The sequence below is a fragment of the Nesterenkonia populi genome (assembly GCF_007994735.1).
GTDB lineage: Bacteria > Actinomycetota > Actinomycetes > Actinomycetales > Micrococcaceae > Nesterenkonia > Nesterenkonia populi.
In genome coordinates this window covers 528,754-551,721 of sequence record NZ_VOIL01000001.1, presented here as the reverse complement: position 1 = coordinate 551,721, position 22,968 = coordinate 528,754, and the positions used below count along the sequence as shown (strand labels likewise).

Genomic DNA, 22,968 nt, shown 5'->3' with positions numbered 1-22,968 from the left:
CCAGAAAATCACCACGGAGGACCTCGCAGCGTGTCGGAAGACCCACATACCAGCGTCACAGCCAGATGGCAGCAGGTGATCACCGAGCTGCGCGAGAACCACGGAATCAGCGGTCTGAAGCTCACCGACATCGCCCGCGCGATCCCCCAGTCGGACCAGCTGATCGGTGACACCCTGCTGCTCGCAGTCCCCCATGAGCGCATCCGCGAAACGATGCAGTCCACTCTGCAGGCCCAAATATCTGCCGCGCTGCGCAGCGTCTTCGGCAAGGACGTGCTGTGCGCGTACGTCATTGACCCGGAGCTCGCGAAGCGGCAGAAGCCCGAGGCCCCCGCGGCTGCCGCCGCCCCCGACGCCGCGGCTCAGCCGATATCGTCCTTCGAGCCCGCGGCACCGCAGGTCCACGCTCTCCGCCCTTCAGGGGGACCCCCGGCAGAGCCGCAGCGCACGCCCGCCTACGCGGAGCCGGCGGCAGCGCCGCCGCCCCCTGTTCCCGGCCCGGATGCCACCGCTCCGGGAGAGACCTTCGAGGCCTCCCGGCTGAACCCGCGGTACACCTTCGACACATTCGTCATCGGCTCCTCCAATCGGTTCGCGCATGCAGCCGCGAACGCGGTCGCTGAGGCACCGGCGAAGGCCTACAACCCACTGTTCATCTATGGGGACTCCGGACTGGGGAAGACTCACCTCCTGCACGCGATCGGCCACTACGCCCAGCGCCTCTACTCCGGCATCCGGGTGCGGTACGTGAACTCTGAGGAGTTCACCAACGACTTCATCAACTCCATCCGCGACGACGAGGGTGCCAGCTTCAAGACCCTCTACCGCAATGTGGACATCCTGCTGCTGGACGATATCCAGTTCCTCGCGGACAAGGAGCGGACGGTGGAGGAGTTCTTCCACACCTTCAATACGCTCTACAACAACAACAAACAGGTCGTCATCACATCGGACCTGCCGCCTAAGCAGCTCTCCGGGTTCGAGGAGCGGCTGCGCTCCCGGTTCGAGTGGGGCCTGATCACCGACATTCAGCCTCCCGAGCTGGAGACTCGTATCGCCATTCTGCGCAAGAAGGCGAACGCGGAGAACTTCTCCTGCCCGGATGACGTGCTGGAGTACATCGGATCGAAGATCTCCACCAATATCCGGGAGCTCGAGGGCGCCCTGATCCGTGTGACGGCCTACGCGGCGCTGAACAAGCAGGACGTGAACCTGCACCTGGCCGAGCAGGTGATGCAGGATCTGATCTCGGACGATCACGCGCAGGAGATCACCGCCGAGCAGATCATCAACGCCACCGCGGAGTACTACTCCTTCACCGTGGAGGAGCTGATGTCCAAGTCTCGCAACAGAACGCTGGTGACCGCGCGGCAGATCGCGATGTACCTGCTGCGGGAGCTGACTGAGATGTCATTGCCGAAGATCGGCCAGGCCCTCGGAGGCAGGGACCACACCACAGTGATGTATGCGGAGCGGAAGATCCGGGAGCTGATGGCCGAGCGTCGCGCCGTCTTCAACCAGGTCACTGAGCTTACGAACAAGATCAAGCACGGCCGATAGATCCAGACGACCAGAAGTTCTCAACGGGTGTGGACTTCTGGTCTATGCACATCTCACACGGGTGTAGTTCAGCGCAGAAAGCGGCCTGCGGAGCGTTTGACTTTCCAATAATCCACAGTTTTCCCCACATTTCCACAGGCAGGGGTGGAAATAGGCCTCATCCCTTCCCACACCTGTGGATAAATCAGTGGAGAATCTGAGGACGACCACGGGCAAAGCTGGGGATAAGTCGCAGAAGCCTGGGGAAATCAGCTTCATAGGGCGAAAATCCTCCCCATGTGATTCACATCCGCTGCTGTCGCAGTGCACACCTCACCCCACAGGAAGAACACCGGCACCGGCGCTCAACAGGCAGTTATCCACAGAATCCACACCTGTTACTGCTGCTACTGACCTTCACCCCTTATGAATTCGGACAGCGCACAGTGAGCCCACGCCCCGCAGCGCATCGAAGACCGCCTCCGGCAGACAAGATGTTGTGATCAGGTGCGGCTCCGGAGGCTTATCTTGTGATGCTCCAGTAGCGAGGCGCTGCTGACTGCCGGTAGGCTCATGAACCAGACGTGTCCGTTCCCGTAAGGAGACTTTCCACAGTGCAGTTCACCGTTGACCGCGATGTCCTCTCGGAGGCTGTCTCCTGGGCTGCACGGTCGCTGTCTCCGCGGCCCCCAGCGCCCGTTCTCTCGGGTCTGCTGGTCAGGGCGGAGAACGGCCTCGTCTCCATCTCAAGCTTCGACTATGAGGTCTCTGCACAGCTGAGCATCGAGGCGAGCATCGACTCCGAAGGCACAGTCCTGGTGTCTGGCCGGCTGCTGAATGACATCGTGAAGTCCCTGCCGAACGCTCCGGTGACTCTCGCGCTTGAGGATGCGAAGGTGCGGGTGACCTGCCGATCCTCGACCTTCACCCTCACGACGATGCCTGTGGATGAGTACCCGGAGCTCCCAAGCCAGCCGCAGACTGCTGGAAGCGTGGACGGCGCGTCCTTCGCCCGTGCGGTCTCCCAGGTGATCACCGCGGCTTCGCGCGATGACACGCTGCCGATCCTCACGGCAGTGAAGCTGGAGATCGAAGGCGATGCCATCACGTTCCTCGCCACGGACCGCTACCGCTTGGCGATGCGTGAGATCACCTGGACCCCGTCCCAGCCTGATATCTCAACCTCGGTGCTGATCAAGGCGAAGACGCTCAATGACGTCGCGAAGTCATTGGCCGGCGGCGGCGATCTGAACATCTCGCTGTCCGAGGACGATGCGCTCGTCGGCTTCTCCTCAGGAAGCCGACGGACCACCAGCGTGCTGGTGGACGGAGACTATCCGAAGATCCGGCAGCTCTTCCCGGAGGAGACTCCGATCCATGCGGTGGTCAACACTGCTGAGCTTATTGAGGCCTCTCGTCGTGTGTCCCTGGTCTCGGAGCGCAACGGACATGTGCGCCTGCAGTTCACTGAGGACAACCAGGTGACGCTGGACGCAGGTGTGGACGACAACGCCTCCGCCTCGGAGACGATCCATGCCCAGCTCACCGGAGACCCGATCACCGTAGGCTTCAACCCGGCATACCTGAACGAGGGCCTGAATGTGATCAGCACCGAATATCTGCGCTTCTCATTCGTCTCCGCTCCCAAACCGGCTATGATCACCGGCCAAAAGGCGCCTGACAGTGAGAGCTCCACCGAGTTCCGGTACCTGCTGATGCCGGTGCGGCTGCTCAACAATTAGTCAGAGGCCCTGAAGCGTGCGGCTTTCGCAGCTTGTTCTCCAGGATTACCGCAGCTACCAGGATTCCGAGCTGACCCTGGAGCCCGGCTCCAATGTGCTGCTGGGCTACAACGGGGTCGGCAAGACGAATGTGGCTGAGGCCGTCGGGTATCTGGCGACTCTGTCATCACACCGGGTGCCGAATGACGGCCCGCTGATCCGGCACGGCCAGGAGCAGGCCATCATTCGAGCCGCGGCGCACCGGGGGTCACGGGAAGCGTTCCTGGAGGTTGAGATCAACCCCGGCAGGTCCAACCGAGCGAGGATCAACCGGGGCAGTCCGGTTCGGGCCTCGGAGATTCTGGGGATCCTGCGGACGGTGCTCTTCGCCCCGGAGGACCTTGAGCTGATCAAAGGACCCCCAGAGGTGAGGCGCCGTCTGCTGGATTCTCTCGCTGTTCAGCTGCGCCCTGCTCTGGCGGGGGTCCGGCAGGACTACGAGAAGGTCCTCAGACAGCGCAACGCTCTGCTGAAGTCGATCCGGCACGAGGGATTCACCGCCACGCACGAGTCCACCTTGGCGGTGTGGGACGCTCAGCTTTCGGCGGCTGGAGCCCGGCTGCTGCGGGCCCGGCTGGACATGCTCACAGCCCTGCTGCCGCACACCGCGGATGCCTACCAGGAGCTCTCGCAGAGTGTGCGCGCCGCCGCTATGGAGTACAGCAGCTCGTTGGAGCGTGACGGCGGGGAGCTGGCTGGGGCGAGCACCGAGCAGCTGACGGAGTGGATGCAGCAAGCGTTGGGGGAGGCGCGCAGCCAGGAGCGTGACCGTGCCGTCACGCTCATCGGGCCGCACCGCGACGACGTGCACTTCACCTTGGACACCACCCCGGTCAAGGGGTACGCCTCGCACGGGGAGACCTGGTCCTATGCGTTGGCGCTGCGGCTGGGCTCATACCGTGTGATGCTCGATGACGACCCCAATGAGGGCGCGGAGCCGATCCTGATCCTCGACGATGTCTTCGCGGAGCTTGACGCACGACGTCGCCGTCGGCTCGCGGACCTCGCAGCCGGAGAGGGATCCTCCTCGGCGCCGGGGCAGCTGATAGTCACCGCGGCGGTGGATGATGACGTGCCTGAGCAGCTGCTCGCCAACGCCTACCGGGTGGAGTCGGAGGACCAGATCAGTCGGGTCAGCCGTTATGAGTGAGCGCCGCAGTCCGCAGGCGTCTTCGGATGTGAAGGCTGAGGCTTCTGCCGACGGTCGGGAGTCCGCGGACCCTGCGGCAGCTGACGGGGCCAGCATCGACGCCGCTGCCGAGATGTACCGGCGCTTCCGCAAGGCTGCCGAGCAGCGGGGCGAGGCGAGGATGCGCGGCCCGGCCCGACCCAGGCAGCAGCCTGGACGCTCCTCTGCGTCTGGGGAGAGGACGGGTCTGGCCGGCGATCCTCGCAGCACGTCCCGGTCCGCGGTCCCGCCCCAGAGGGCCGGCAGTCTGCGCGATCCCAAACCGTTGGGCGAAGCGGTGAAGGGGCTGATCCGCAGCCGTGGGTGGAGCGCCCCGGTGGCGGTGGGAGGAGTGATCAGCCGCTGGGAGCAGCTGGTCGGTGAGGCTATCGCGGAGCACTGCACCCCCGAGAGCTTCGAGGACGGCGTCGTCGTCGTGGCCTGCGACTCCACCGCTTGGGCCACCAATCTGAAGCTCATGAAGTCCCAGCTGCTGGAGATGTTCGCCCGGGAGCTGGGGCCGGGGATCGTCACCGCCCTGGACATTCGCGGGCCCTCAGCCCCCAGCTGGAAGAAGGGACGGCTCACCGTCCGCGGCCGGGGGCCTCGCGACACCTACGGCTGAACCCCTCATTTCGCCTATGCCGCACTGAGGCCCTGATCTGCGATCAGACCCCCATCGACCAGACCCACAGAATGTCCTGGGCGCCTTCTGCGGCCGCTCAGAGCCAAGTTCTTCTGTGAGAACCCCGTCAGAATGGGGAAAACGGCCTTCTGGGCGGTAGAATGGCGGCAATATCACGACCGCTACGAGGAGACGATCCACCCGCATGACAGCGGATTCCACCACATCGGAAGATCAGGGCAACTACGGCGCATCGGACATCACCGTCCTGGAGGGCCTCGAGGCGGTCCGGAAGCGTCCGGGAATGTACATCGGCTCCACGGGCGAGCGGGGACTCCACCACCTGGTCTACGAGGTGGTGGACAACTCAGTCGACGAGGCCCTGGCGGGCTACTGCGACCACATCCAGGTGACCCTGCAGGATGACGGCGGCGTCCGGGTGGAGGACAACGGCCGCGGCATCCCGGTGGACATGCACCCCACGGAGGGCAGGCCCACGGTCGAGGTGGTCATGACCATCCTGCATGCCGGCGGCAAGTTCGGCGGCAGCGGGTACGCGGTCTCCGGAGGCCTGCACGGCGTCGGCATCTCTGTGGTCAACGCCCTGTCCTCCGATGTGGAGACGCGCGTGGCGCGGCAGGGCAGCCGGTGGTCCATCAAGTTCGCCGGGGGCGGCCGGGTCGCCCAGGAGCTGAGGGAGGAGGGCCCCACGGACGATCGGGGCACCACCCAGATCTTCTACCCGGACGCGGAGATCTTCGAGTCCACGGAGTTCAGCTTTGAGACGCTGCGGGCCCGGTTCCAGCAGATGGCATTCCTGAACAAGGGGCTGCGCATCACGCTGCGGGACGAGCGCCGCATTGCGGAGAACATCGTGGTGGAGGACGAGGTCGTTGAGAAGGACGATGCTGAGGTCTCCTCCGCTGAGGATGCCGCTCCCGCTGAGCCCGGCGAGCAGCAGAACGCGGTGCAGGAGGAGGAGAATGCGGGCCGCGTCGTCGTCTATCAGTACGACCACGGCCTGCTCGACTACGTGAACCATCTGAACAGGGCCAAGCGCGCTGAGATGGTCCACGACGATGTCATCGCCTTCGAGGCCGAGGACGACGAGCGCGGGATCGCCGCTGAGCTCGCGATGCAGTGGACGCTGACCTACTCGGAGTCGGTCCACACCTACGCGAACACCATCAATACGCATGAAGGCGGCACTCACGAAGAGGGCTTCCGTGCGGCGATGACCTCCCTGATCAACCGCTACGGCCGGGAGAAGAACCTCATCAAGGAGAAGGAGGACAATCTCACCGGTGAGGACATCCGTGAGGGGCTGACCGCTGTCATCTCTGTGAAGCTCTCCGAGCCGCAGTTCGAGGGCCAGACCAAGACCAAGCTGGGCAACTCGGAGGCCCGCGGCTTCGTGCAGCGCGTGGTCACCGACCATCTGGGTGACTGGCTGGAGCGCAACCCGGGCGCCGGCAAGGCGATCATCGCCAAGGCGCAGTCCGCGGCCACCGCCCGGATGGCAGCTCGGAAGGCCCGTGAGAATGCCCGCCGGAAGTCCCCGCTGGAGACCTTCGGCATGCCCGGGAAGCTCTCGGACTGCTCCTCCAAGGACCCCTCCGAGTCAGAGATCTACTTGGTGGAGGGCGACTCCGCGGGCGGCTCCGCCAAGCGCGGGCGCAATCCGCGCACCCAGGCGATCCTTCCGCTGCGCGGAAAGATTCTGAACGTGGAGCGGGCTCGGCTGGACAAGGCCCTGGGAAACCAGGAGATCCAGTCGATGATCACTGCGTTCGGCACCGGCATCGGCGAGGAGTTCGACGCCGGCAAGCTGCGGTACCACAAGATCGTGCTGATGGCGGATGCTGATGTGGACGGCCAGCACATCACCACCCTGATGCTGACCCTGCTGTTCCGGTACATGCGCCCTCTGATCGAGAACGGCCATGTGTTCCTGGCTCAGCCGCCGCTGTACAAGATCAAGTGGTCCAACGGGGACCCGGACTACGTCTTCACCGACGCGGAGCGGGACCGTGCCCTGGAGGCCGGCCGCGCCGCTGGCCGCAAGCTCCCCAAGGAGATGGGCATCCAGCGCTACAAGGGTCTGGGTGAGATGGACTACTCCGAGCTGTGGGAGACCACCATGGACCCCGACAACCGCACCCTGCTCCAGGTCTCCATGGAGGATGCCGCCGCTGCGGACGAGATCTTCTCGGTGCTCATGGGCGAGGACGTCGAGTCCCGCCGAGGGTTCATCCAGCAGAACGCCAAGGATGTCCGCTTCCTCGACATCTGACCCCGGCTTCACCTCAAGACTGCGCTGAAGAGAGAGCACACAGACCTATGACTGACACTCCTGAGAACTCCCAGAACGAGGACGGCCAGGCCCCCCACGGCGTCGAGCCTCCCCTGGAGGGCACGCTTGCCTCCGTGGACCGGATCCAGCAGGTGGACCTGCAGACCGAGATGAAGCGGTCCTACCTGGACTATGCGATGGCCGTGATCGTCGGCCGTGCGCTGCCTGACGTCCGTGACGGCCTGAAGCCGGTGCACCGCCGCGTCCTCTACGCGATGTACGACGGCGGCTTCCGTCCGGACCGGTCCTTCAACAAGTGCGCCCGCGTGGTCGGCGATGTGATGGGCTCCTACCACCCGCACGGCGACATGGCGATCTACGATGCCCTGGTCCGCCTCATCCAGGACTGGGTGATGCGCTACCCGCTGGCCGCCGGGCAGGGGAACTTCGGCTCCCCCGGCAACGACGGCGCGGCCGCCCCCCGCTACACCGAGACGAAGATGGCCCAGCTGGCCATGGAGATGGTCCGGGACATCCACGAGAACACCGTGGACTTCCAGGACAACTACGACGGCAAGCAGCAGGAGCCCGTGGTGCTGCCCAGCCGGTTCCCGAACCTGCTGGCCAACGGCTCCTCCGGAATCGCCGTCGGCATGGCCACCAACATTCCTCCGCACAACCTGCGTGAGCTCGCTGACGGCGTGCAGTGGTACCTGCAGAACCCACAGGCCTCCCGGGAGGAGCTGCTGGAGGAGCTGCTGCAGCGCGTCAAGGGCCCGGACTTCCCGACCGGCGCGCAGATCCTCGGCACCAGGGGCATTGAGGACGCCTACCGGACGGGCCGCGGCTCCATCACCATGCGCGCGGTGGTGAACGTCGAGGAGATCCAGGGCCGTGCGTGCCTCGTGGTCACTGAGCTGCCTTACCACGTGAACCCGGACAAGCTGGCGGAGAAGATCGCCGAGCTCGTCCGCGACGGAAAGATCGCCGGGATCGCGGAGATCCGTGACGAGTCCTCCGGCCGCACCGGCCAGCGGCTGGTGGTGGTGCTCAAGCGCGACGCAGTCGCCAAGGTGGTCCTGAACAACCTTTACAAACACACCAGCCTGCAGGAGAACTTCTCCGCGAACATGCTGGCCCTGGTGGACGGGGTCCCGCGCACCCTGAGCCTGGACGCGTTCATCCACCACTGGGTGATGCACCAGATGGACGTCATCGTCCGGCGCACCCAGTTCCGGCTCGGCAAGGCCGAGAGGGAGGCCCACATCAAGGTGGGCCTGCTGAAGGCCCTGGATGACATCGACCGGGTCATTGAGACGATTCGCGGCTCCGCGAACGTGGATGAGGCTCGTGAGGGCCTGAAGAGGCTGCTCGACATCGACGATGACCAGGCCACCGCCATTGTGGACATGCAGCTGCGCCGCCTGGTGGGCCTGGAGCGCCAGCGCCTGCAGGATGAGTACGACGAGCTGATGCGGCTCATCGCCGAGTTCAAGGAGATCCTCGCCAGCGAGGACAAGCAGCGCCAGGTCATCGGCGGGGAGCTGCAGACCATCGTGGACAAGTTCGGCGACGACCGTCGAACCCATATCCTGCGCGGCTACGACGGCGACATGTCCATGGAGGACCTCATTCCCGAGGAGGATGTGGTCGTCTCCATCACTCGCGATGGGTACGTCAAGCGCACCAGAATCGACAACTACCGCGCCCAGCAGCGCGGCGGGGTCGGGGTCCGGGGCGCTCAGCTGCGCGCGGACGACGTCGTCGAGCACTTCTTCGTCACCACCACGCACCACTGGATCCTGTTCTTCACCAACCTGGGCCGGGTATACCGGACCAAGTGCTACGAGCTGGTCGAGGCCGGACGTGACACGAAGGGCCAGCATGTGGCGAACATCGTGGCGTTCCAGCCGGACGAGCACATCGCCGGCGTACTGACCCTGAAGAACTACGACGACGCCGATCACCTGGTGCTCGCCACCCGGGGCGGCCTGGTCAAGAAGACCAAGCTCACCGACTACGACACGCCCCGTCAGGCCGGCGTCATCGCCATCAACCTGCGTGAGGACGACGAGCTGGTCTCCGCGAAGCTGGTCTCCGCGGAGGACGACCTGATGCTGGTCTCCAAGAAGGGGCAGTCCCTGCGGTTCACCGCCTCGGACGAGGCGCTGCGCCCGATGGGCCGTGCGACCTCCGGTGTGACCGGCATGAAGTTCCGTGAGGAGGACGAGCTGCTCACCGCCGACGTCGTCACCGAGAGCTCATACGTCCTGACGGTCACCGAGGGCGGCTACGCGAAGCGTACCGACGTGGGCGAGTACCGGGTGCAGGGCCGAGGCGGCCTGGGCATCAAGGTCGGGAAGTTCGCCGAGGACCGAGGCAACCTGGTGGGCGCCATGGTGGTTGAGGAGGACGACGAGGTGCTGGTGGTGATGGCCTCCGGCAACGTGGTCCGCTCCGCAGCCAGCGGCGTCCCTGCCCGCGGCCGCGACACTATGGGTGTGATCTTCGCCAAGCCGCGGAAGAAGGACCGGATCCTCAAGGTGGCCAAGGCCGCGGGAGCGGCTCTGGAGGCCGCCGGCGAGACTGCTGAGGAAGAAGCGGAGGCCGGCGCCCAGGGGGACTCTCAGGGACAGGCTGAAGCGGCTGGGCAGGAGCAGTAGGCGTATGCAGTACCGTGGTCTCTCGATCATGACCTATGAGACTCAAGATGGAGGTCTCCAGTGAGCGAAAACCAGGCCGGCCACGGAGGCAGTAACCCCCCGACGAGCCGGTTCCCTGCTCCGCGTCCGCGCGCCTCGTCGCCGCAGGAGACCAGTGCCGCGAAGCCCGCGCCCCGCCCCAAGCCGGGCGCACCCCGTCCGCAGTCTGGGCCCCGGCCCCAGTCCGGCGGCGGCAGGCCTGCCGCGCGGCCGCAGGGCGGTCAGCGCCCCCAGCCGCAGCTGGTTCGCCCCACACCTAAGGCCAAGGTCCGAAAAGCTCGTCTGCTGGTCTCCAAGGTGGACCCGTGGTCTGTGCTGAAGATGAGCTTCCTTCTGTCAGTGGCGATGGGCATCATGCTGGTGATCTGTGCGGTCACCATCTGGACCGCCATGGATGTCACCGGGATCTTCGACCGGGTCAACGAGCTGGGCGAGCAGGTGCTCGGCGCGGAGGCCGGCGGCGTCGGCTTCCAGATCGAGGAGCTTGTCAGCGTGGGCCAGGTGGCCTCCTTCGCGACGATCATCTCAGTGGTCAACGTCGTGCTGCTGACGCTGCTGTCGATGCTGGCGGCCGTGCTCTACAACCTCAGCGCCTCCCTGGTCGGCGGCGTCGGCGTCACCCTCACGGACGACTGATTTGAGGCATCAGCTCTCGCTGGTGTAACGTAGAGTGGTCGCCGGGCGAGGCGGCTGCGATACGGGCGTATAGCTCAGGCGGTTAGAGCGCATCGCTGATAACGATGAGGTCCGAGGTTCAAGTCCTCGTACGCCCACAGGCTGAGCAGAGGTTCAGCCGTCACGCTGTTCAGGAGAATTGAAATGAAGAGGCTCCTCATAGTCGCTGCAGCTGCAGCAGGCGCACTTGCTTACCGCGAGTGGCGCCGGAATGAGGAGAGCCGCGCTGTCTGGGCCGATGTCACAGACAGCGTGGAGAAAGAAAACTGAACACCCGCAAGGGGCCTTAGCTCAGTTGGTAGAGCGCCTGCTTTGCAAGCAGGATGTCAGGAGTTCGAGTCTCCTAGGCTCCACAGAACAAGAAAAGTCGCAAAACCCCAGGTCAGAGCCCCTCTCCTCAACGGGAGAGGGGCTCTTTCGTGTCTTGGCTCATATTCCTCAGGTGGGCCAGCACATCACGGCGCAGGGTGGGCTGATAGCCAGGATTGAATTCCTCCATGGTCCTCCCGGGCAGGGAGCCCTGCCCTGGTGACCCGCAGTTCCTACGCTTCACAGCGACGTTTGAGTCATCGGGAGTCGAGCAGATTCACTCGGATCGGTTTGAGAAGGTCGGAGAGTTCCTTCATCTTCTCCGCTGGGATCGCGTCGATGACCGTTCGTCGGACCTGTGCCACGTGGTGCGGCGCCACGCGTTCCAGGAGCGATTGACCCTCCTCCGTCAGGGTTGCCACCAATGACCGCTTGTCCATGGCAGAGGGGGCACGCAGAACCCATCCCTTGTCCTGCAGCTTTGAGACCGCGTGCGAGAGGCGTGATTGAGAGCCGTTGGTAAGGATCGCGAGATGACTCATCGGCAGACTCCCATCAGGGGAGTCGCTGAGCATCGCCAGTGCGTTGTACTCGAACCGTGTCATGCCGAAATCGCGCCTCAGCTGGGAGTCGATCACCGAGGGAAGAAGCTCGATGATCGCCAGCATATTCATCCACATGTCGGCCTCGTGGTCATCGAGCCACTCCGGTTCAGTCATAGATGCCATAGTCACAGAAATTAATTGACTGTTCAAGTAAACAGGGCTAAACTCGATCCAGTACTTGAACATTCAACTAAAAGGACGCATCATGCTCATCGCATTCTGGATCGTTAACGGGCTGCTGGCCATCGTCTTCGTCGGCGCCGGCCTCATGAAGGTGATCCGCCCTCGGGCCGCACTTGCCGACAGTGGCATGGGCTACGTAGAGGACTTCTCCTCCACCCAGGTGAAGCTGATCGGTTTTGTCGAAATCCTGGGAGCAATTGGCCTTGTCCTGCCCATGCTGCTCGACATAGCCCCGGTCCTCACTCCCGTCGCTGCGGTGGCCCTCGCGGCAACGATGTTCGTTGCCGCCTCGGTGCACATGCGTCGGAAGGAATCGCCCGCAGCCCCTCTGGTGCTCGGCTCCATCGCCGTCCTCAGCGCGATTCTGGGGTTCCTCATTCTCTGACCCCGTTCTCTTCGTCCTTTCCCAGGAGGTCCGAGGAGCGGCAGATTCCAGGCTGAGCCGGTCCGGCCGCGGACAGTGCCGGCAAGGTGGGGATCGTGAGTGGCAGTGGCCTTCTGAGCAAGAGTGCGGCGCCGATCGGGGACGGTGAGGTGGGAGCGTCAGAGCGCCAATAGTTCATCCGTGGAGAGATCAGAGACGCTGACGGTGACGCGCGTCCCCCAGGGGTCCTGCGCTGAGACGCTTCGGCCGTCGGTCGTGAAGTCAATGGAGTGCGCAGCCAGTCGAGCCTCCAGGGCCGCGATGTCTTCGTCCCTGGGTACCGTCACTGCCACGTTTCCGAGTCCGAGGCGGGCCGCACGGGGACCGGCACCGCGACTGTTCCAGGTGTTCATCGCGATGTGATGGTGATAGCCGCCGGCAGAGGCGAAGAGTGCTCCGGGATAGCCCGTCTGCGTCGCTTCGAAGCCCAGCGCGTCTACGTAGAAGGATCGTGCCACGTTCAGGTCCCCGACCCTGTGGTCTGGCGGCTCTGCTGTTCCTTCAGCGGCGCGCCTCAGAGTGATGGACTCAGACTGCGCGGTCGCAGATCAGCCCCTAGCTGGGGTTTTCTGGCGCCGAGAGGCTGAAACGAGCACGTGGTCCGCGCTGAATCGTCCGGCACCGAACGTCGCCAAGACCACCAGCCCTGCGAACAGGGCGAGGACCAATTCGAAACCGCCCTGCTCCACGAAGACTCCCGCTGGGGCATGGACCATGACCAGCGCGACCACCATGGCGACCGCATTGACCGCCGCTGCAATCGAGGTGATGAGTCCGACGATGAGGAGTGCGCCACCGATGAGCTCCGCTCCGGTCACCAGTGCTGCACTGAGGGACGGCGCCGGAATGCCCATGCCCTCAAAGGAGCTGGCCGTCCCAGCCACGGTCCACTCGTTGAACTTCTGCCAGCCGTGAGCGATAAGGATAACGCCGAGGCTGACTCGAGCAAGCAGCAGGGCGACGTCGGACAGCACGGGGAAGGCGGTGTAGGGTGCAAGAATTTTGCGCATGAGGATCCTTCCAGATCAACAAAAGTTGGATGCTTTTTCGTGCCTCACAGCCGGAGAGCCATGAGGTCGGTGCGTTAGCAACAAGCTCTGACCGGGGCACTTTGCTTGTCGGTACAACCATAACAGAAGTTGTATCGTTAACTAATGCGCGCCATCGGCCGAGCTCCAACAACCAATCGCCATCGTGACGGGGTCACGAGTCACGGAGGCGGTTCGACAACCTGGTGGAACCGCTAGGCAACTCTCCGGTGCAGGTCTTGAAACAGCGCCGCTCCGCCCGTGAGGCAGCCTCGGTGCGCCCCAGGTGCGCCCTGAGATTCCGCTAACCCTCTCTGACTAGGGGAAATGCGCTGTGCCGCCATGCTTTGCAAGCAGGATGTCAGGAGTTCGAGTCTCCTAGGCTCCACGAAACACACAAAACCCCTTGTCAGAGTGATTTGGCAGGGGGTTTTGTCATGCAACATTGCCCGAACGGGTCGGGTGCGAATCAGGCTGCGACGCGCCGCAGGACCGGGTCAGCCAAGCGCAGGCCCGGCAGGCACAGGGTCTGCCCGAATGTCATAAAGACCTCATCACGGTGTGTGAAGTGGCCGTAATCGGTGATGACGTACTGGGAAAGGTCATGGGGGCCGCCGGCGGTCTCGCCGTTCCAGTCCACGGCACAGCGCCCCGCCGCCTCAAAGAGAGTCTCTGATCCCTCGTTGGTGAACTGCTCTTCTCCGCGGCAGCCGATCGGGCCGAAGAGTTCCGACGCTGATACCCATTCTTTGAGGTGGAACTCCGGCCAGGCCAGCAGGATCTGCGGAGGCAGAAGGAATGAGCTTCGGGGGAAGCGTGGGGCCCAGAAACGGCGGTCGATCATCAGAGCACGAGATCGGGTTCCGATGCCGAGGCCCCTCGTGGCGCTTTCCAGAATCGCGAGGCGCTGGCTGCACGAGCCGAATCCGCGCTGGAGTGTGCGTGAAGCGGGTGTCGTCTCGTTGAGGGCATAAACCCCGCGGACCTCCTGTGCAACGATCCTGTGCACAGTGCCCAGCACGCCACGTGTCACACTCTCAGCAGACTCTGACGAGGCGCGCGCGATCAGTGCCCTGATCGGAGCACTCTGATGGTCAAGAATCGGGGTGGGGCTGGTGGATCCCGCTTCGGCTTCGGTGTTCCCTGTGGAAGAGCGCAGGCGGCGGTACCACGGCGTCGTCAGTGAGGCCACGGAGAGCATCGCCATACTCCGAGACTACGCCAGACGCGGATACAGCCGGTGTCATCTTCTGCAGGGAACTCGGCCTGATCCGTAAGGTGCGGTGGCATGTCCTCCTATCGACGAGGCACTGCACTGACCATGCTCGGAGCACTCGCCCTCACCGCCTGCGGGGCTGACGGGCGAGACCTGCCGGAGGATGAGATGAACACCTCCGAGCTTGCTGAGCTGCTCCTCTTTGAGCCGGATGAATACCCCTTCGAGACGGCGAGCATCGAGGCCGATGACGACCACCCCGCACGAGTGGCTGAGCAGCAGTGGCCCGGGCTCGCCGGAGCTGCATCCGGGGCCGGGATGGGACTCCCCGGCGTACCCGAAGCAGACTGCGGCATGGATGAGCTGGAGGAGATTCTCGACCTGCTGGTCAGTGGGGAGGACCACGACCCGCAGGCAGGCGTGTGGGCGGAGCTGGACTCGTCGGAGGCTGACGACGACAGCGGTCCGCCCCTCTCCCTCGAGGGTGCGGCCATCCTTCTGCAGTCCCACGATGAGGTCGACGAGTCCGAGACCGAGGAGCTGTGGGAGCAGTTCTACGACGCGTGTGCCGGAACCTCGGAGCACGAGGTCGGAGACCTCTCGCTCGAGCCGCTCGAGATCGAAGGTGCCCACGGGTTCAGCCGGCAGGTCGAGTTGGCTGAGGAGGACCCTGACATTCCCGCCCTGGACACCCACGTCGTGCACCTGGAGTTCGGGCAGAACTCGCTGCGGGTGCTCGGCTTCGGCATCATCGAGGAGGAGATGGAAGAGGTCGTCACCGCCCAGCTGGACCGGCTCGAAGAGGCGGGCTGACCAGGGGAGCGACCGCTCACCGATGCGTATGACCGCTCATCGCACCTCAGGGGCCGCACAGTTGCATGAAAGTGTCCTGTTTCACATAGGATACTGAGGTCTGAATCACACCGATTGCAGGCGCTAAGCATGGCCTAGCACACCTCCGTCTTCAGGAAAGAGCAGACCTCCATGACACGTATTACGTGCCCTGTGCTCAGCGAGAAGATCATCTCCGCTGAGGAAGCAGCCAACTTCATTCACGACGGCGACGTCGTCGGCATGTCCGGATTCACCGGCTCCGGCTACCCCAAGGGTCTCCCCGCCGCCCTCGCCGAGAAGGGCAAGGACGCCCGGGAGAAGGGCGAGGAGTTCGGCATTGAGATCTACACCGGCGCCTCCACCGCCACCGACGCCGACGGCGTGATGGCTGACGCCGGAGTGATCCGCAAGCGTTCCCCGTTCCAGTCCGACCCGTCCCTGCGCAAGGCCATCAACACCGGTGAGACCGAGTACGTGGACACCCACCTGAGCCACCTGGCGCAGCAGCTGCAGTTCGGCTGGTTCGGCAACCTTGACGTCGCCGTCATCGAGGTCGCAGCGATCCTGCCCAACGGTCAGCTGGTGCCCTCCTCCGCGGTGGGCAACAATCAGATGTGGCTGGACCTGGCCGACAGGATCATCATCGAGGTCAACGACTGGCAGCCACGCGCGTACGAGGGTCTGCACGACGTCTACACCGGCATCGGCGTGCCGCCGGAGCGCAAGCCCATCAACGTGACCGAGCCCTTCCAGCAGATCGGGTCTCCGTACCTGCAGGTCGATGCTGAGAAGGTCGTCGGCGTGGTCCACACCGACGCTCCGGACCGCAACGCACCCTTCAAGCCCGCTGACGAGGTCTCGAAGGCCCAGGCTGACCACATCGTCGACTTCCTGCGGTACGAGATCAACCAGGGCCGTCTCCCCGACAGCCTGTTCCCGATCCAGTCCGGCGTCGGCAACATCGCCAACGCGGTGCTGGTGAACCTCGCGAACAGCGAGTTCGAGGACCTGACCTCCTACACCGAGGTCATCCAGGACGGCATGCTGGACCTGATCGACGCCGGCAAGCTGAAGTCCGCCTCCGCCACCAGCTTCGCGCTGTCCGCTGAGCGGGCCGCTGACTTCAACGCCAACATCGAGAACTACAAGGGCCGCATCCTGCTGCGCAACCAGGACGTCTCCAACCACCCGGAGATCATCCGCCGGCTCGGCATCATCGCCATCAACGGAATGGTGGAGGCAGACATCTACGGCAACGTGAACTCCACCCACGTGATGGGATCCTCCGTGATCAACGGGATCGGCGGCTCGGGCGACTTCACCCGCAACGCCTACCTGAACTTCTTCGTGTCCCCGTCGGTGGCCAAGGACGGTGCGATCTCCACGATCGTTCCCTTCGCCAGCCACATCGATCACACCGAGCACGACACCCAGGTGATCGTCACCGAGCAGGGCATCGCCGACCTGCGTGGCCTGGCGCCGAAGAAGCGCGCCCAGACCATCATCGACAAGTGTGCGCACCCCGACTACAAGGATCGGCTGCAGGACTACTTCGACCGCGCGGTCGCGTCCAACCCCAAGGGTCTGCACACCCCCCACCTTCTGGGCGAGGCGCTGTCCTGGCACAAGAGCTTCCAGGACAGCGGCAGCATGTGATCCTTCGCCTGCGCTGAGCAGAAGCCCGGTCCCGATCTTGGGGGCCGGGCTTCTGCTTTTCCACAGGTCTTATCCACAGTGTGAAGAACTACACGTGTGTGATTCGTTCCCCAACTGGGGATAAAGCTGTGGAAAACCTCAGCCGCGGGGCTTCATCCGAGTGTTGGGGAGATCCGGTGCCGGAAGCGGAGGATGCTGGCCAGGGGGGAAATCTCCGAACTGAGGGAAGGGCCTTCCGTCCCCGTACCCAGTGCCCGCAAGCTGGTCCCGCAGCTCGCCCTGCACCGGGAGGCCCAAAGCGCCCTCCTCGACCTCCACCTCCCGCTCGGCACCATCGGCTTCCGCAGCCTTTTCCACAGGTCGGAAGGCGGTGTGCTCCACGGTGCTCAGCGGCGAGCCGGCTTCGGGAGCTTCGAAGCCCATCTCCGCCTGATAGGCGGCGCGGTAGGCGGCAATCTCCTCATGGGAGCGGCCCACAAAGTTCCACCACATCACGATCTGCTCGCCCAAGGGCTCGCCGCCGATCAGCAGAGCAAGAACGGGCTCCTCCTGTGCGGTCACCCGGAGCACCTCAGCACCAGAGTCCACCACCGCAAGGTGGTCGGCCGGAACGTCGCAGCGGTTGAGGCTCACCGCGCCCTGGATGCGCAGCAGGGCATGCTCATGCCCGGCGGGCACTTCGATGTCCACACTTGCGCCCGGCTCAAGGCGCAGCTCCGCCCCGGTCAGCGGAATGTAGGTCTTCACCGGGGAGCGTTGGCCGAGGAGTTCCCCGAGGAAGACCGTCGCCTGCCAGCCCTCACCGATGACGGGCTCGGGCCGGTGGGTCTCGAGGCTGGGCTCCACATACCGGTGCTCGTCAGGGAACGCATACCAGAGCTGGGCCCCGTGCAGCACAGTGGTGTCCGCCGTGGAGTACTCGGAATGGCTGATGCCGCGGCCTGCGTTCATCAGTGCCACCTCGCCTGGGCGGACGGTCGCCCAGTTTCCGGCGGAGTCGAGGTGGTCCACCCGGCCGCTGAACAGCCAGGAGCAGGTGGCCAGGCCGGTGTGGGGGTGACGGGGAACCCGCATCGGCGTGGACTCGGTGAGATCGTCCGGTCCGTAGAAGTCGAGGAAGCACCAGGCGCCCACCAGGGAGCGGGCCCGCTGCGGCAGGGTGCGCCGGACGCTCATGGCCCGGGGGCCGCCGAGGGGAACATCTCGGGGCTCGAGAAGCTGCACGCCCGAGGGGCCGGCGGTGATGCCGGGGCTCAGCTGCCCCTCAGGAGGCGCGCTGTCGACGTCGGCTCTGCCCTGCGAGTCGTAGTAGGCATCAGGGCCGTTGATGCAGACCTGTTCCTTGGGCTGAGTCTCGGTGCTGCTCATAGAGCCAGTCTACGCCGAAACTGTTTCAAATTTGAAGAACCCTGGAGGGTGCGAGACCCGCTCTCAGAATCCGAGGATCGGAGGCTGCCCCAGCTGCGGCGGATTCACCAGCGGGATCCCCACGATGGTGAGGGCGATGAGTGCGACGGCGATCCCTGCCAGTCCCAGGGTCTGCCAGAGTACGCGTCGTCCGCGCGGAGCCTTGGCGATGACCAGCGCCACCAGCGCACCGGCGACCAGTCCGCCGAGGTGCCCCTGCCAGGAGATGTTCGGGACGATGAAGCTCATCGCCATGTTCACCGCGACCAGGGCGATCACTCCGCCGGACTCCGCTCCGGAGGAGCGCATCAGGATGAAGAGGGCGCCGAAGAGCCCGAACACAGCGCCCGAGGCGCCCACCGTGGGCACATTGGGCTCGGTCAGCCAGAGCACCGCCACCGAGCCGCCCAGGGCCGAGAGCACCAGCAGCGCGGCATACCGCAGCCGGCCGATCGCAGGCTCGATCACTCGGCCCACAATCCACAGGGCAAGCATGTTGAACCCGATGTGCATCACGTTCGCCGGCGAATGCAGCACCGCAGAGGTCAGCATCCGCCAAGGCTCCATGAGCCACTGGGAGGTGTGCGCCGGCGCATAGCTCAGATAGCCGGTGACGTTCGCACCGGTGGTCTGCGCAGTCCACTGCAGGAGGTACATCACTGCGCAGAGGGCGATCACCGCATAGGTCAGGCGGGGCTTCTCATCCGCCCGCAGGGGTGCCCCGAACTCAGTGCGCTGAGCGGGGCGACGCCGCCGGGCCTCATCCAAGCAGCCGGGGCAGTGGAAGCCCACCGGCGCAGGCGTCTGGCAGTCCGTGCAGATCGGGCGGTCGCACCGCTGGCACCGGATATAGGACGGCCGGTCCGGGTGGTAGAAGCACGACGGACCGGCCGGAACCTCAGAGCTTCCGTAGGACGGGACGCTCACGAGAGACGAATCAGAGCTCGGTGATCTCGATGGTCTCGACGACCACGTCCTCCTTGGGACGGTCACGCATGTCAGTGGGCACGGAGTTCAGCGCGTCCACGACCTTCTTGGACTCCTCGTCCCGCACCTCGCCGAAGATGGTGTGCTTGCCCTGGAGCCAGGTAGTGGGCACTGAGGTGATGAAGAACTGGGAGCCGTTGGTGCCCGGACCGGCGTTGGCCATCGCCAGCTTGTGCGGCTGGGTGAAGTCCAGCTCGGGGTGGATCTCGTCCTCGAACTGGTAGCCGGGTCCGCCCACGCCCAGGCCCAGCGGGTCGCCGCCCTGGATCATGAAGTCCTTGATGATGCGGTGGAACACGGTCCCGTCATACAGGGGGGTGCTCACCTTCTCCTCACCGGTCTCCGGGTGCTTCCAGGCGATCTCGCCGGTGGCCAGGCCCACAAAGTTGTTCACGGTCTTGGGGGCGTGGTTGCCGAAGAGCTCGACGACGATGGTGCCCTGGGAGGTCTTCAGAGTTGCCTTGTGCGTTGCGATAGCGCTCATGCATGTCATTCTCGCACGGTCCAGCCTGCACAGGGGCTGGGAGGAGCCTGGGGGAATTCCCCGAATCGACGGCGCCCCGGCCTCGTCGTAGCACGCGGCAGTGTGAACAACGTAGGCTGTAGAACGCAACCGATCCTGATTCGGAGGAAGCATGGCGAAGAAGAAGAAGTCAAGCTGGGAGCACAAGCTGCTCGCCGGCGTCGAGACCGCCACAGATTGGACTGCGCCCAAGGTCGGCGCAGCGGCTGATTGGGCGGAGAAAACCTACCGCAAGAGCGCTCCGAAGGTTCAGGACGCCTCAGCCAAGGTGCTGTACGCGGTGGAGGATGGTGCCTATCTCGCCGGCGGCCAGGCGAAGAAGCTCGCCGCCAAGGCAGGCGACGGCGTCTACGCCCAGTATGACAAGCTCCCCAAGAGCACCAAGAAGGACATCGAGAAGGTCCTGGCCAAGTACGAGGGCGCCAAGGCAGACGTGCGGAAGAAGTACGTGCCCGCCGCCGCAGGCCAGCTCTCCGGCTACGCGAACAAGACTGCCAAGCTGATCCACAAGGCTGAGGTCGACCCCCGTGTGGAGAAGGCCCTCATCAAGGCCACCGGTGACAAGAAGATCGTCAAGAAGCTGCGGAAGAACTCCGAGAAGGCTGCCAAGAAGGCCTCCAAGGAGCTGAAGAAGCAGTCCAAGACCGGCGGCAAGAAGAAGGCCCTGCTGGTCTTCGGCGTCGTCGCTGCCGGCGTGACCGCCGGAGTCGCCGCATGGCGCGCGTCCAAGCCGGTCGAGGACCCTTGGAAGAAGCCCGAGCCCGTGAAGACCACTGAGGCAGAGGCTCAGAAGCCCGCAGCAGCTCCGGCTGCCAAGCAGGCTGAGACCAACCAGGACACCAAGCCAGCCGCGGCCGAGGTTCCCTCGCCCAAGCCGGCCACCGAGTAGTCCTTCGACTCAGGCTCACCAAAAGGGGCGGTCCGCATTGCGCGCGGACCGCCCCTTTTCGTGCGTCCGATACGCCTTACCGGATCGGGTTGAGCTCGGCTGCCTTCTCGGCTGCGCCCTTCAGGCCCAGGGATTCCAGCCAGTTGCCGAGCATCCGGTAGCCGCCCTCCGTCAGGACAGACTCCGGGTGGTACTGCATTCCCCACAGGGGCGCCTCCCTATGCGCCAGCCCCATGATGACTCCGTCCTCAGTGGAGGCGGTGACCTCCAGAACGTCCGGGACAGTGTCCGGCCTCACCGCCAAGGAGTGGTACCGGGTGGCCTCGAAAGTCTCCGGCAGACCAGCGAAGGAGGCATGACCGGTGTGAGTGACCGGACTGGTCTTGCCGTGCATCAGCTGCGCGGCGTGGGTGACCGTGGCTCCGAATGCCTCGCCCAGACCCTGGTGGCCCAGGCAGACGCCCAGCATCGGCTCCCGGGATTCCGCGCACCAGCGGATCAGCTCCACCGAGACGCCCGCCTCCGCGGGCGTTCCGGGGCCCGGAGAGATCAGCACGCCGTCGTGCGCGGCGGCGATCTTCTTCACCTCCTCCAGAGCGTGGTCATCGTTGCGGATGACCGTGGTCTCCGCGCCCAGCTCCCGGAGGTATCCGACGAGGGTGTAGACGAAGCTGTCGTAGTTGTCGATGACCAGGATGCGCGTCATGCCGGTCCTTCCAGGGTGGAGTCGTTGAGGGGGCTGTACTGGTGCAGCCATGGGAACACCACTTCCATCAGCAGCAGGACAATGGCCGCCGCCAGCAGCAGGGCGAGGATGATCCGCAGCCACAGGGGGCCGGGGAGCACCGTGCTGAAGAACCACGCGTACATCAGTTCTCACCTGCCAGAAGAGGGTCGTCGTCGGTCCAGCCTGAGGCCTGCAGGTGGTGATCGATCTCCTCGGGAGCCTGACCGCCGTAGGGGATGAAGTCGGTGATCTCCGCGTGGTGGATGAGCCGCTCCGCGTTGGAGAACAGCGGGTGACAGGTGGTGAAGGTCAGCACCCCGCTCTCCGGCTCCGCGCCGGCTTCCGAGGGGACCGCCTCCAAGACCCGGGTCTCGTGGGGGAGGACCACCTCACGCTCAGCGACCTCATAGACGAAGATTCCCTCAGCCGCCTCGATGTAGATGCGGTCCCCGGTCTGCAGGTCGTCCTGGTTGCCGAGCATGTTGCCGTTGGTCTGCCGGTGCCCGGCCAGCGCGAAGTTGCCGGGCTCGTCCGGCATCTGGGTGGTGGTGTAATGGCCCAGGGCGCCGCGGTCGATCTGCTCCGGGCCCGTGCCGTGACGGATCGGGGTGGCCCAGTCCTCGCCCAGGCGCGGCACGTAGGCCATCCCCATGGTGGAGACGCCGTCAGCGAGGTCATTCATGGAGGGGGCGCAGCCGATCTCCGTGCCGTCCTCCAACGTGTAGCAGACATCGAAGTCGATCTCCTCGTCCTCAGAGCCCGGGCGGTACTCCTCAAGGCCTGCGTAGTACTCCTCGGCGGACTCCTGCCGGTCCCGCTCCGCGTCGATGCCGGTCCACCACAGCTCCCAGGCCACGAACAGCATCCCCAGCACGCCCAGGGTGATCAGCACCTCGCCGAAGCCGCCCAGCACGGTGGAGAACACGGAACGACGACGGCGGGGCCGGTGCTGAGCCGGAGGGTGCGGCGTCGGCGCTGCATGCTTCATAGGGGCAGCCTCGATCTGCGTAGAATGGCGGGACACAATCAGCTAGATCATCGCAGATTCTCAGCAGGGAGTTCCAGTAGTGGCCGAGGAGTCGAAGAAGAGCCGCAGGAGCGGCAACCCCGCCAAGCGGGCGGCAGCCGAGGCGGAGACCGGCACGGAGGACGCTGAAGCCTCACCGCTGCGCGGCGCCGAGACCTACGCGTTCAAGGACCTTGAGCCTGAGGAGCAGTCGCTGCCCAAGTGGTACATGTACACCGCGGTCGGTCTGCTGCTGCTCGGCCTGCTCTGGATCTGTCTCTACTATCTGATCCCCGGCGGCGGTCCCATTCAGGCCGCAGGCGGCTGGAACATCATCATCGGCGGCGGAATCTCGATGACCGGGTTCTTCATGCTGATGCGTTGGAAGTGA

General features: G+C 64.8%; 23 protein-coding genes and 2 tRNA genes. 15 read left to right on the top strand and 10 right to left on the bottom strand.

Translation table 11 applies throughout. The annotated features are described in order from the left end of the window. Positions 1–30: 30 nt before the first annotated feature. The 10 genes from dnaA (at position 31) to FWJ47_RS02560 (ending at position 11,136) form a co-directional block, all read left to right on the top strand. Positions 31–1,560, top strand: a complete 1,530-nt coding sequence (gene dnaA, locus FWJ47_RS02600; RefSeq protein ID WP_211358957.1) for a chromosomal replication initiator protein DnaA — start codon at positions 31–33, stop codon at positions 1,558–1,560. Between the two features lie 593 nt (positions 1,561–2,153). Further along, positions 2,154–3,281 (top strand): DNA polymerase III subunit beta, encoded by a 1,128-nt coding sequence (dnaN, locus tag FWJ47_RS02595; RefSeq protein ID WP_147103678.1) that lies wholly within the window; start codon positions 2,154–2,156, stop codon positions 3,279–3,281. Between the two features lie 16 nt (positions 3,282–3,297). Continuing rightward, positions 3,298–4,470 carry a DNA replication/repair protein RecF gene (recF, locus tag FWJ47_RS02590; protein ID WP_147103675.1) on the top strand — a complete coding sequence of 391 codons (1,173 nt, stop codon included), beginning with the start codon at positions 3,298–3,300 and terminating at the stop codon, positions 4,468–4,470. Continuing rightward, a complete protein-coding gene (locus tag FWJ47_RS02585; RefSeq protein ID WP_246126130.1) occupies positions 4,463–5,113 on the top strand; it encodes a DciA family protein in 651 nt (216 codons plus the stop codon). Before recF ends, FWJ47_RS02585 begins: the two co-directional genes overlap by 8 nt. A gap of 205 nt (positions 5,114–5,318) precedes the next feature. Next, the gene (gyrB, locus tag FWJ47_RS02580) at positions 5,319–7,406 is read left to right on the top strand and encodes a DNA topoisomerase (ATP-hydrolyzing) subunit B (protein WP_147103672.1); all 2,088 of its coding nucleotides are present in this window, start codon (positions 5,319–5,321) and stop codon (positions 7,404–7,406) included. A gap of 47 nt (positions 7,407–7,453) precedes the next feature. After that, positions 7,454–10,069, top strand: coding sequence for a DNA gyrase subunit A (gene gyrA / locus FWJ47_RS02575; protein WP_147103669.1), 2,616 nt, complete (start codon positions 7,454–7,456; stop codon positions 10,067–10,069). A 60-nt stretch (positions 10,070–10,129) separates the two neighbouring features. Continuing rightward, on the top strand, positions 10,130–10,744 hold the full coding sequence (locus tag FWJ47_RS02570; protein WP_147103666.1) for a DUF3566 domain-containing protein: 615 nt from the start codon (positions 10,130–10,132) through the stop codon (positions 10,742–10,744). Positions 10,745–10,807: 63 nt separating this feature from the next. Further along, positions 10,808–10,881, top strand: a tRNA-Ile gene (locus FWJ47_RS02565). Between the two features lie 46 nt (positions 10,882–10,927). Further along, positions 10,928–11,053 carry a DLW-39 family protein gene (locus FWJ47_RS12130; protein ID WP_211358956.1) on the top strand — a complete coding sequence of 42 codons (126 nt, stop codon included), beginning with the start codon at positions 10,928–10,930 and terminating at the stop codon, positions 11,051–11,053. Between the two features lie 10 nt (positions 11,054–11,063). Next, positions 11,064–11,136 (top strand) — tRNA-Ala (locus FWJ47_RS02560). Between the two features lie 213 nt (positions 11,137–11,349). On the opposite strand, the gene FWJ47_RS02555 is transcribed toward FWJ47_RS02560, so the two are convergent. Beyond that, a complete protein-coding gene (locus FWJ47_RS02555; protein ID WP_170228446.1) occupies positions 11,350–11,811 on the bottom strand; it encodes a MarR family winged helix-turn-helix transcriptional regulator in 462 nt (153 codons plus the stop codon). A 91-nt stretch (positions 11,812–11,902) separates the two neighbouring features. Between FWJ47_RS02555 and FWJ47_RS02550 the strand changes: the two genes are divergently transcribed. Further along, the gene (locus FWJ47_RS02550; protein WP_147103660.1) at positions 11,903–12,265 is read left to right on the top strand and encodes a DoxX family protein; all 363 of its coding nucleotides are present in this window, start codon (positions 11,903–11,905) and stop codon (positions 12,263–12,265) included. Between the two features lie 158 nt (positions 12,266–12,423). Here FWJ47_RS02550 and FWJ47_RS02545 read toward each other — a convergent pair whose 3' ends face one another. The 3 genes from FWJ47_RS02545 to FWJ47_RS12125 form a co-directional block, all read right to left on the bottom strand. Further along, on the bottom strand, positions 12,424–12,768 hold the full coding sequence (locus tag FWJ47_RS02545) for a VOC family protein (RefSeq protein WP_342779667.1): 345 nt from the start codon (positions 12,766–12,768) through the stop codon (positions 12,424–12,426). 84 nt (positions 12,769–12,852) lie between these two features. Continuing rightward, on the bottom strand, positions 12,853–13,314 hold the full coding sequence (locus FWJ47_RS02540; protein ID WP_147103654.1) for a DoxX family protein: 462 nt from the start codon (positions 13,312–13,314) through the stop codon (positions 12,853–12,855). Positions 13,315–13,801: 487 nt separating this feature from the next. Continuing rightward, positions 13,802–14,176 carry a hypothetical protein gene (locus tag FWJ47_RS12125; protein WP_211358955.1) on the bottom strand — a complete coding sequence of 125 codons (375 nt, stop codon included), beginning with the start codon at positions 14,174–14,176 and terminating at the stop codon, positions 13,802–13,804. Positions 14,177–14,620: 444 nt separating this feature from the next. Here FWJ47_RS12125 and FWJ47_RS02530 point away from each other — a divergent pair, with 444 nt between their 5' ends. Then, positions 14,621–15,361, top strand: coding sequence for a hypothetical protein (locus FWJ47_RS02530; protein WP_147103651.1), 741 nt, complete (start codon positions 14,621–14,623; stop codon positions 15,359–15,361). A gap of 171 nt (positions 15,362–15,532) precedes the next feature. Further along, positions 15,533–17,038, top strand: coding sequence for a succinyl-CoA:acetate CoA-transferase ScpC (scpC, locus tag FWJ47_RS02525; protein ID WP_147103649.1), 1,506 nt, complete (start codon positions 15,533–15,535; stop codon positions 17,036–17,038). A 138-nt stretch (positions 17,039–17,176) separates the two neighbouring features. Here the strand turns inward: scpC and FWJ47_RS02520 are convergent, their stop codons facing one another. The 3 genes from FWJ47_RS02520 to FWJ47_RS02510 form a co-directional block, all read right to left on the bottom strand. Next, positions 17,177–18,406 carry a pirin family protein gene (locus FWJ47_RS02520; RefSeq protein ID WP_147103646.1) on the bottom strand — a complete coding sequence of 410 codons (1,230 nt, stop codon included), beginning with the start codon at positions 18,404–18,406 and terminating at the stop codon, positions 17,177–17,179. 63 nt (positions 18,407–18,469) lie between these two features. Then, complete coding sequence (locus tag FWJ47_RS02515; protein WP_170228445.1) at positions 18,470–19,372, bottom strand: rhomboid family intramembrane serine protease; 903 nt, start codon at positions 19,370–19,372, stop codon at positions 18,470–18,472. A 10-nt stretch (positions 19,373–19,382) separates the two neighbouring features. Next, positions 19,383–19,916, bottom strand: a complete 534-nt coding sequence (locus FWJ47_RS02510) for a peptidylprolyl isomerase (RefSeq protein ID WP_147103643.1) — start codon at positions 19,914–19,916, stop codon at positions 19,383–19,385. A 151-nt stretch (positions 19,917–20,067) separates the two neighbouring features. On the opposite strand from FWJ47_RS02510, the gene FWJ47_RS02505 reads away from it, so the two are divergent. Next, the gene (locus tag FWJ47_RS02505) at positions 20,068–20,844 is read left to right on the top strand and encodes a hypothetical protein (RefSeq protein WP_147103640.1); all 777 of its coding nucleotides are present in this window, start codon (positions 20,068–20,070) and stop codon (positions 20,842–20,844) included. A gap of 76 nt (positions 20,845–20,920) precedes the next feature. On the opposite strand, the gene FWJ47_RS02500 is transcribed toward FWJ47_RS02505, so the two are convergent. Genes FWJ47_RS02500 through FWJ47_RS02495 form a run of 3 tightly spaced genes read right to left on the bottom strand, consistent with a single transcriptional unit; the run spans position 20,921 to position 22,559 of the window. Then, positions 20,921–21,550, bottom strand: coding sequence for an aminodeoxychorismate/anthranilate synthase component II (locus tag FWJ47_RS02500; protein ID WP_147103638.1), 630 nt, complete (start codon positions 21,548–21,550; stop codon positions 20,921–20,923). Further along, the gene (locus FWJ47_RS12005; RefSeq protein ID WP_170228444.1) at positions 21,547–21,714 is read right to left on the bottom strand and encodes a hypothetical protein; all 168 of its coding nucleotides are present in this window, start codon (positions 21,712–21,714) and stop codon (positions 21,547–21,549) included. Before FWJ47_RS12005 ends, FWJ47_RS02500 begins: the two co-directional genes overlap by 4 nt. Then, positions 21,714–22,559 (bottom strand): class E sortase, encoded by an 846-nt coding sequence (locus FWJ47_RS02495; RefSeq protein WP_147103633.1) that lies wholly within the window; start codon positions 22,557–22,559, stop codon positions 21,714–21,716. The genes FWJ47_RS12005 and FWJ47_RS02495 overlap by 1 nt, the downstream gene beginning before the upstream one ends. 79 nt (positions 22,560–22,638) lie before the next feature. Between FWJ47_RS02495 and FWJ47_RS02490 the strand changes: the two genes are divergently transcribed. Further along, a complete protein-coding gene (locus FWJ47_RS02490; protein ID WP_147103630.1) occupies positions 22,639–22,968 on the top strand; it encodes a cell division protein CrgA in 330 nt (109 codons plus the stop codon).

Bases quoted from the DNA above. Each gene is read 5' to 3' on its own strand.
- FWJ47_RS02585 (WP_246126130.1), top strand. From the start codon at position 4,463: ATGAGTGAGCGCCGCAGTCCGCAGGCGTCTTCGGATGTGAAGGCTGAG.
- gyrB (WP_147103672.1), top strand. From the start codon at position 5,319: ATGACAGCGGATTCCACCACATCGGAAGATCAGGGCAACTACGGCGCA.
- gyrA (WP_147103669.1), top strand. From the start codon at position 7,454: ATGACTGACACTCCTGAGAACTCCCAGAACGAGGACGGCCAGGCCCCC.
- FWJ47_RS12130 (WP_211358956.1), top strand. From the start codon at position 10,928: ATGAAGAGGCTCCTCATAGTCGCTGCAGCTGCAGCAGGCGCACTTGCT.
- FWJ47_RS02555 (WP_170228446.1), bottom strand. From the start codon at position 11,811: ATGACTGAACCGGAGTGGCTCGATGACCACGAGGCCGACATGTGGATG.
- FWJ47_RS02550 (WP_147103660.1), top strand. From the start codon at position 11,903: ATGCTCATCGCATTCTGGATCGTTAACGGGCTGCTGGCCATCGTCTTC.
- FWJ47_RS02540 (WP_147103654.1), bottom strand. From the start codon at position 13,314: ATGCGCAAAATTCTTGCACCCTACACCGCCTTCCCCGTGCTGTCCGAC.
- FWJ47_RS12125 (WP_211358955.1), bottom strand. From the start codon at position 14,176: ATGATCGACCGCCGTTTCTGGGCCCCACGCTTCCCCCGAAGCTCATTC.
- FWJ47_RS02530 (WP_147103651.1), top strand. From the start codon at position 14,621: ATGTCCTCCTATCGACGAGGCACTGCACTGACCATGCTCGGAGCACTC.
- scpC (WP_147103649.1), top strand. From the start codon at position 15,533: ATGACACGTATTACGTGCCCTGTGCTCAGCGAGAAGATCATCTCCGCT.
- FWJ47_RS02520 (WP_147103646.1), bottom strand. From the start codon at position 18,406: ATGAGCAGCACCGAGACTCAGCCCAAGGAACAGGTCTGCATCAACGGC.
- FWJ47_RS02510 (WP_147103643.1), bottom strand. From the start codon at position 19,916: ATGAGCGCTATCGCAACGCACAAGGCAACTCTGAAGACCTCCCAGGGC.
- FWJ47_RS02505 (WP_147103640.1), top strand. From the start codon at position 20,068: ATGGCGAAGAAGAAGAAGTCAAGCTGGGAGCACAAGCTGCTCGCCGGC.
- FWJ47_RS02500 (WP_147103638.1), bottom strand. From the start codon at position 21,550: ATGACGCGCATCCTGGTCATCGACAACTACGACAGCTTCGTCTACACC.
- FWJ47_RS12005 (WP_170228444.1), bottom strand. From the start codon at position 21,714: ATGTACGCGTGGTTCTTCAGCACGGTGCTCCCCGGCCCCCTGTGGCTG.
- FWJ47_RS02495 (WP_147103633.1), bottom strand. From the start codon at position 22,559: ATGAAGCATGCAGCGCCGACGCCGCACCCTCCGGCTCAGCACCGGCCC.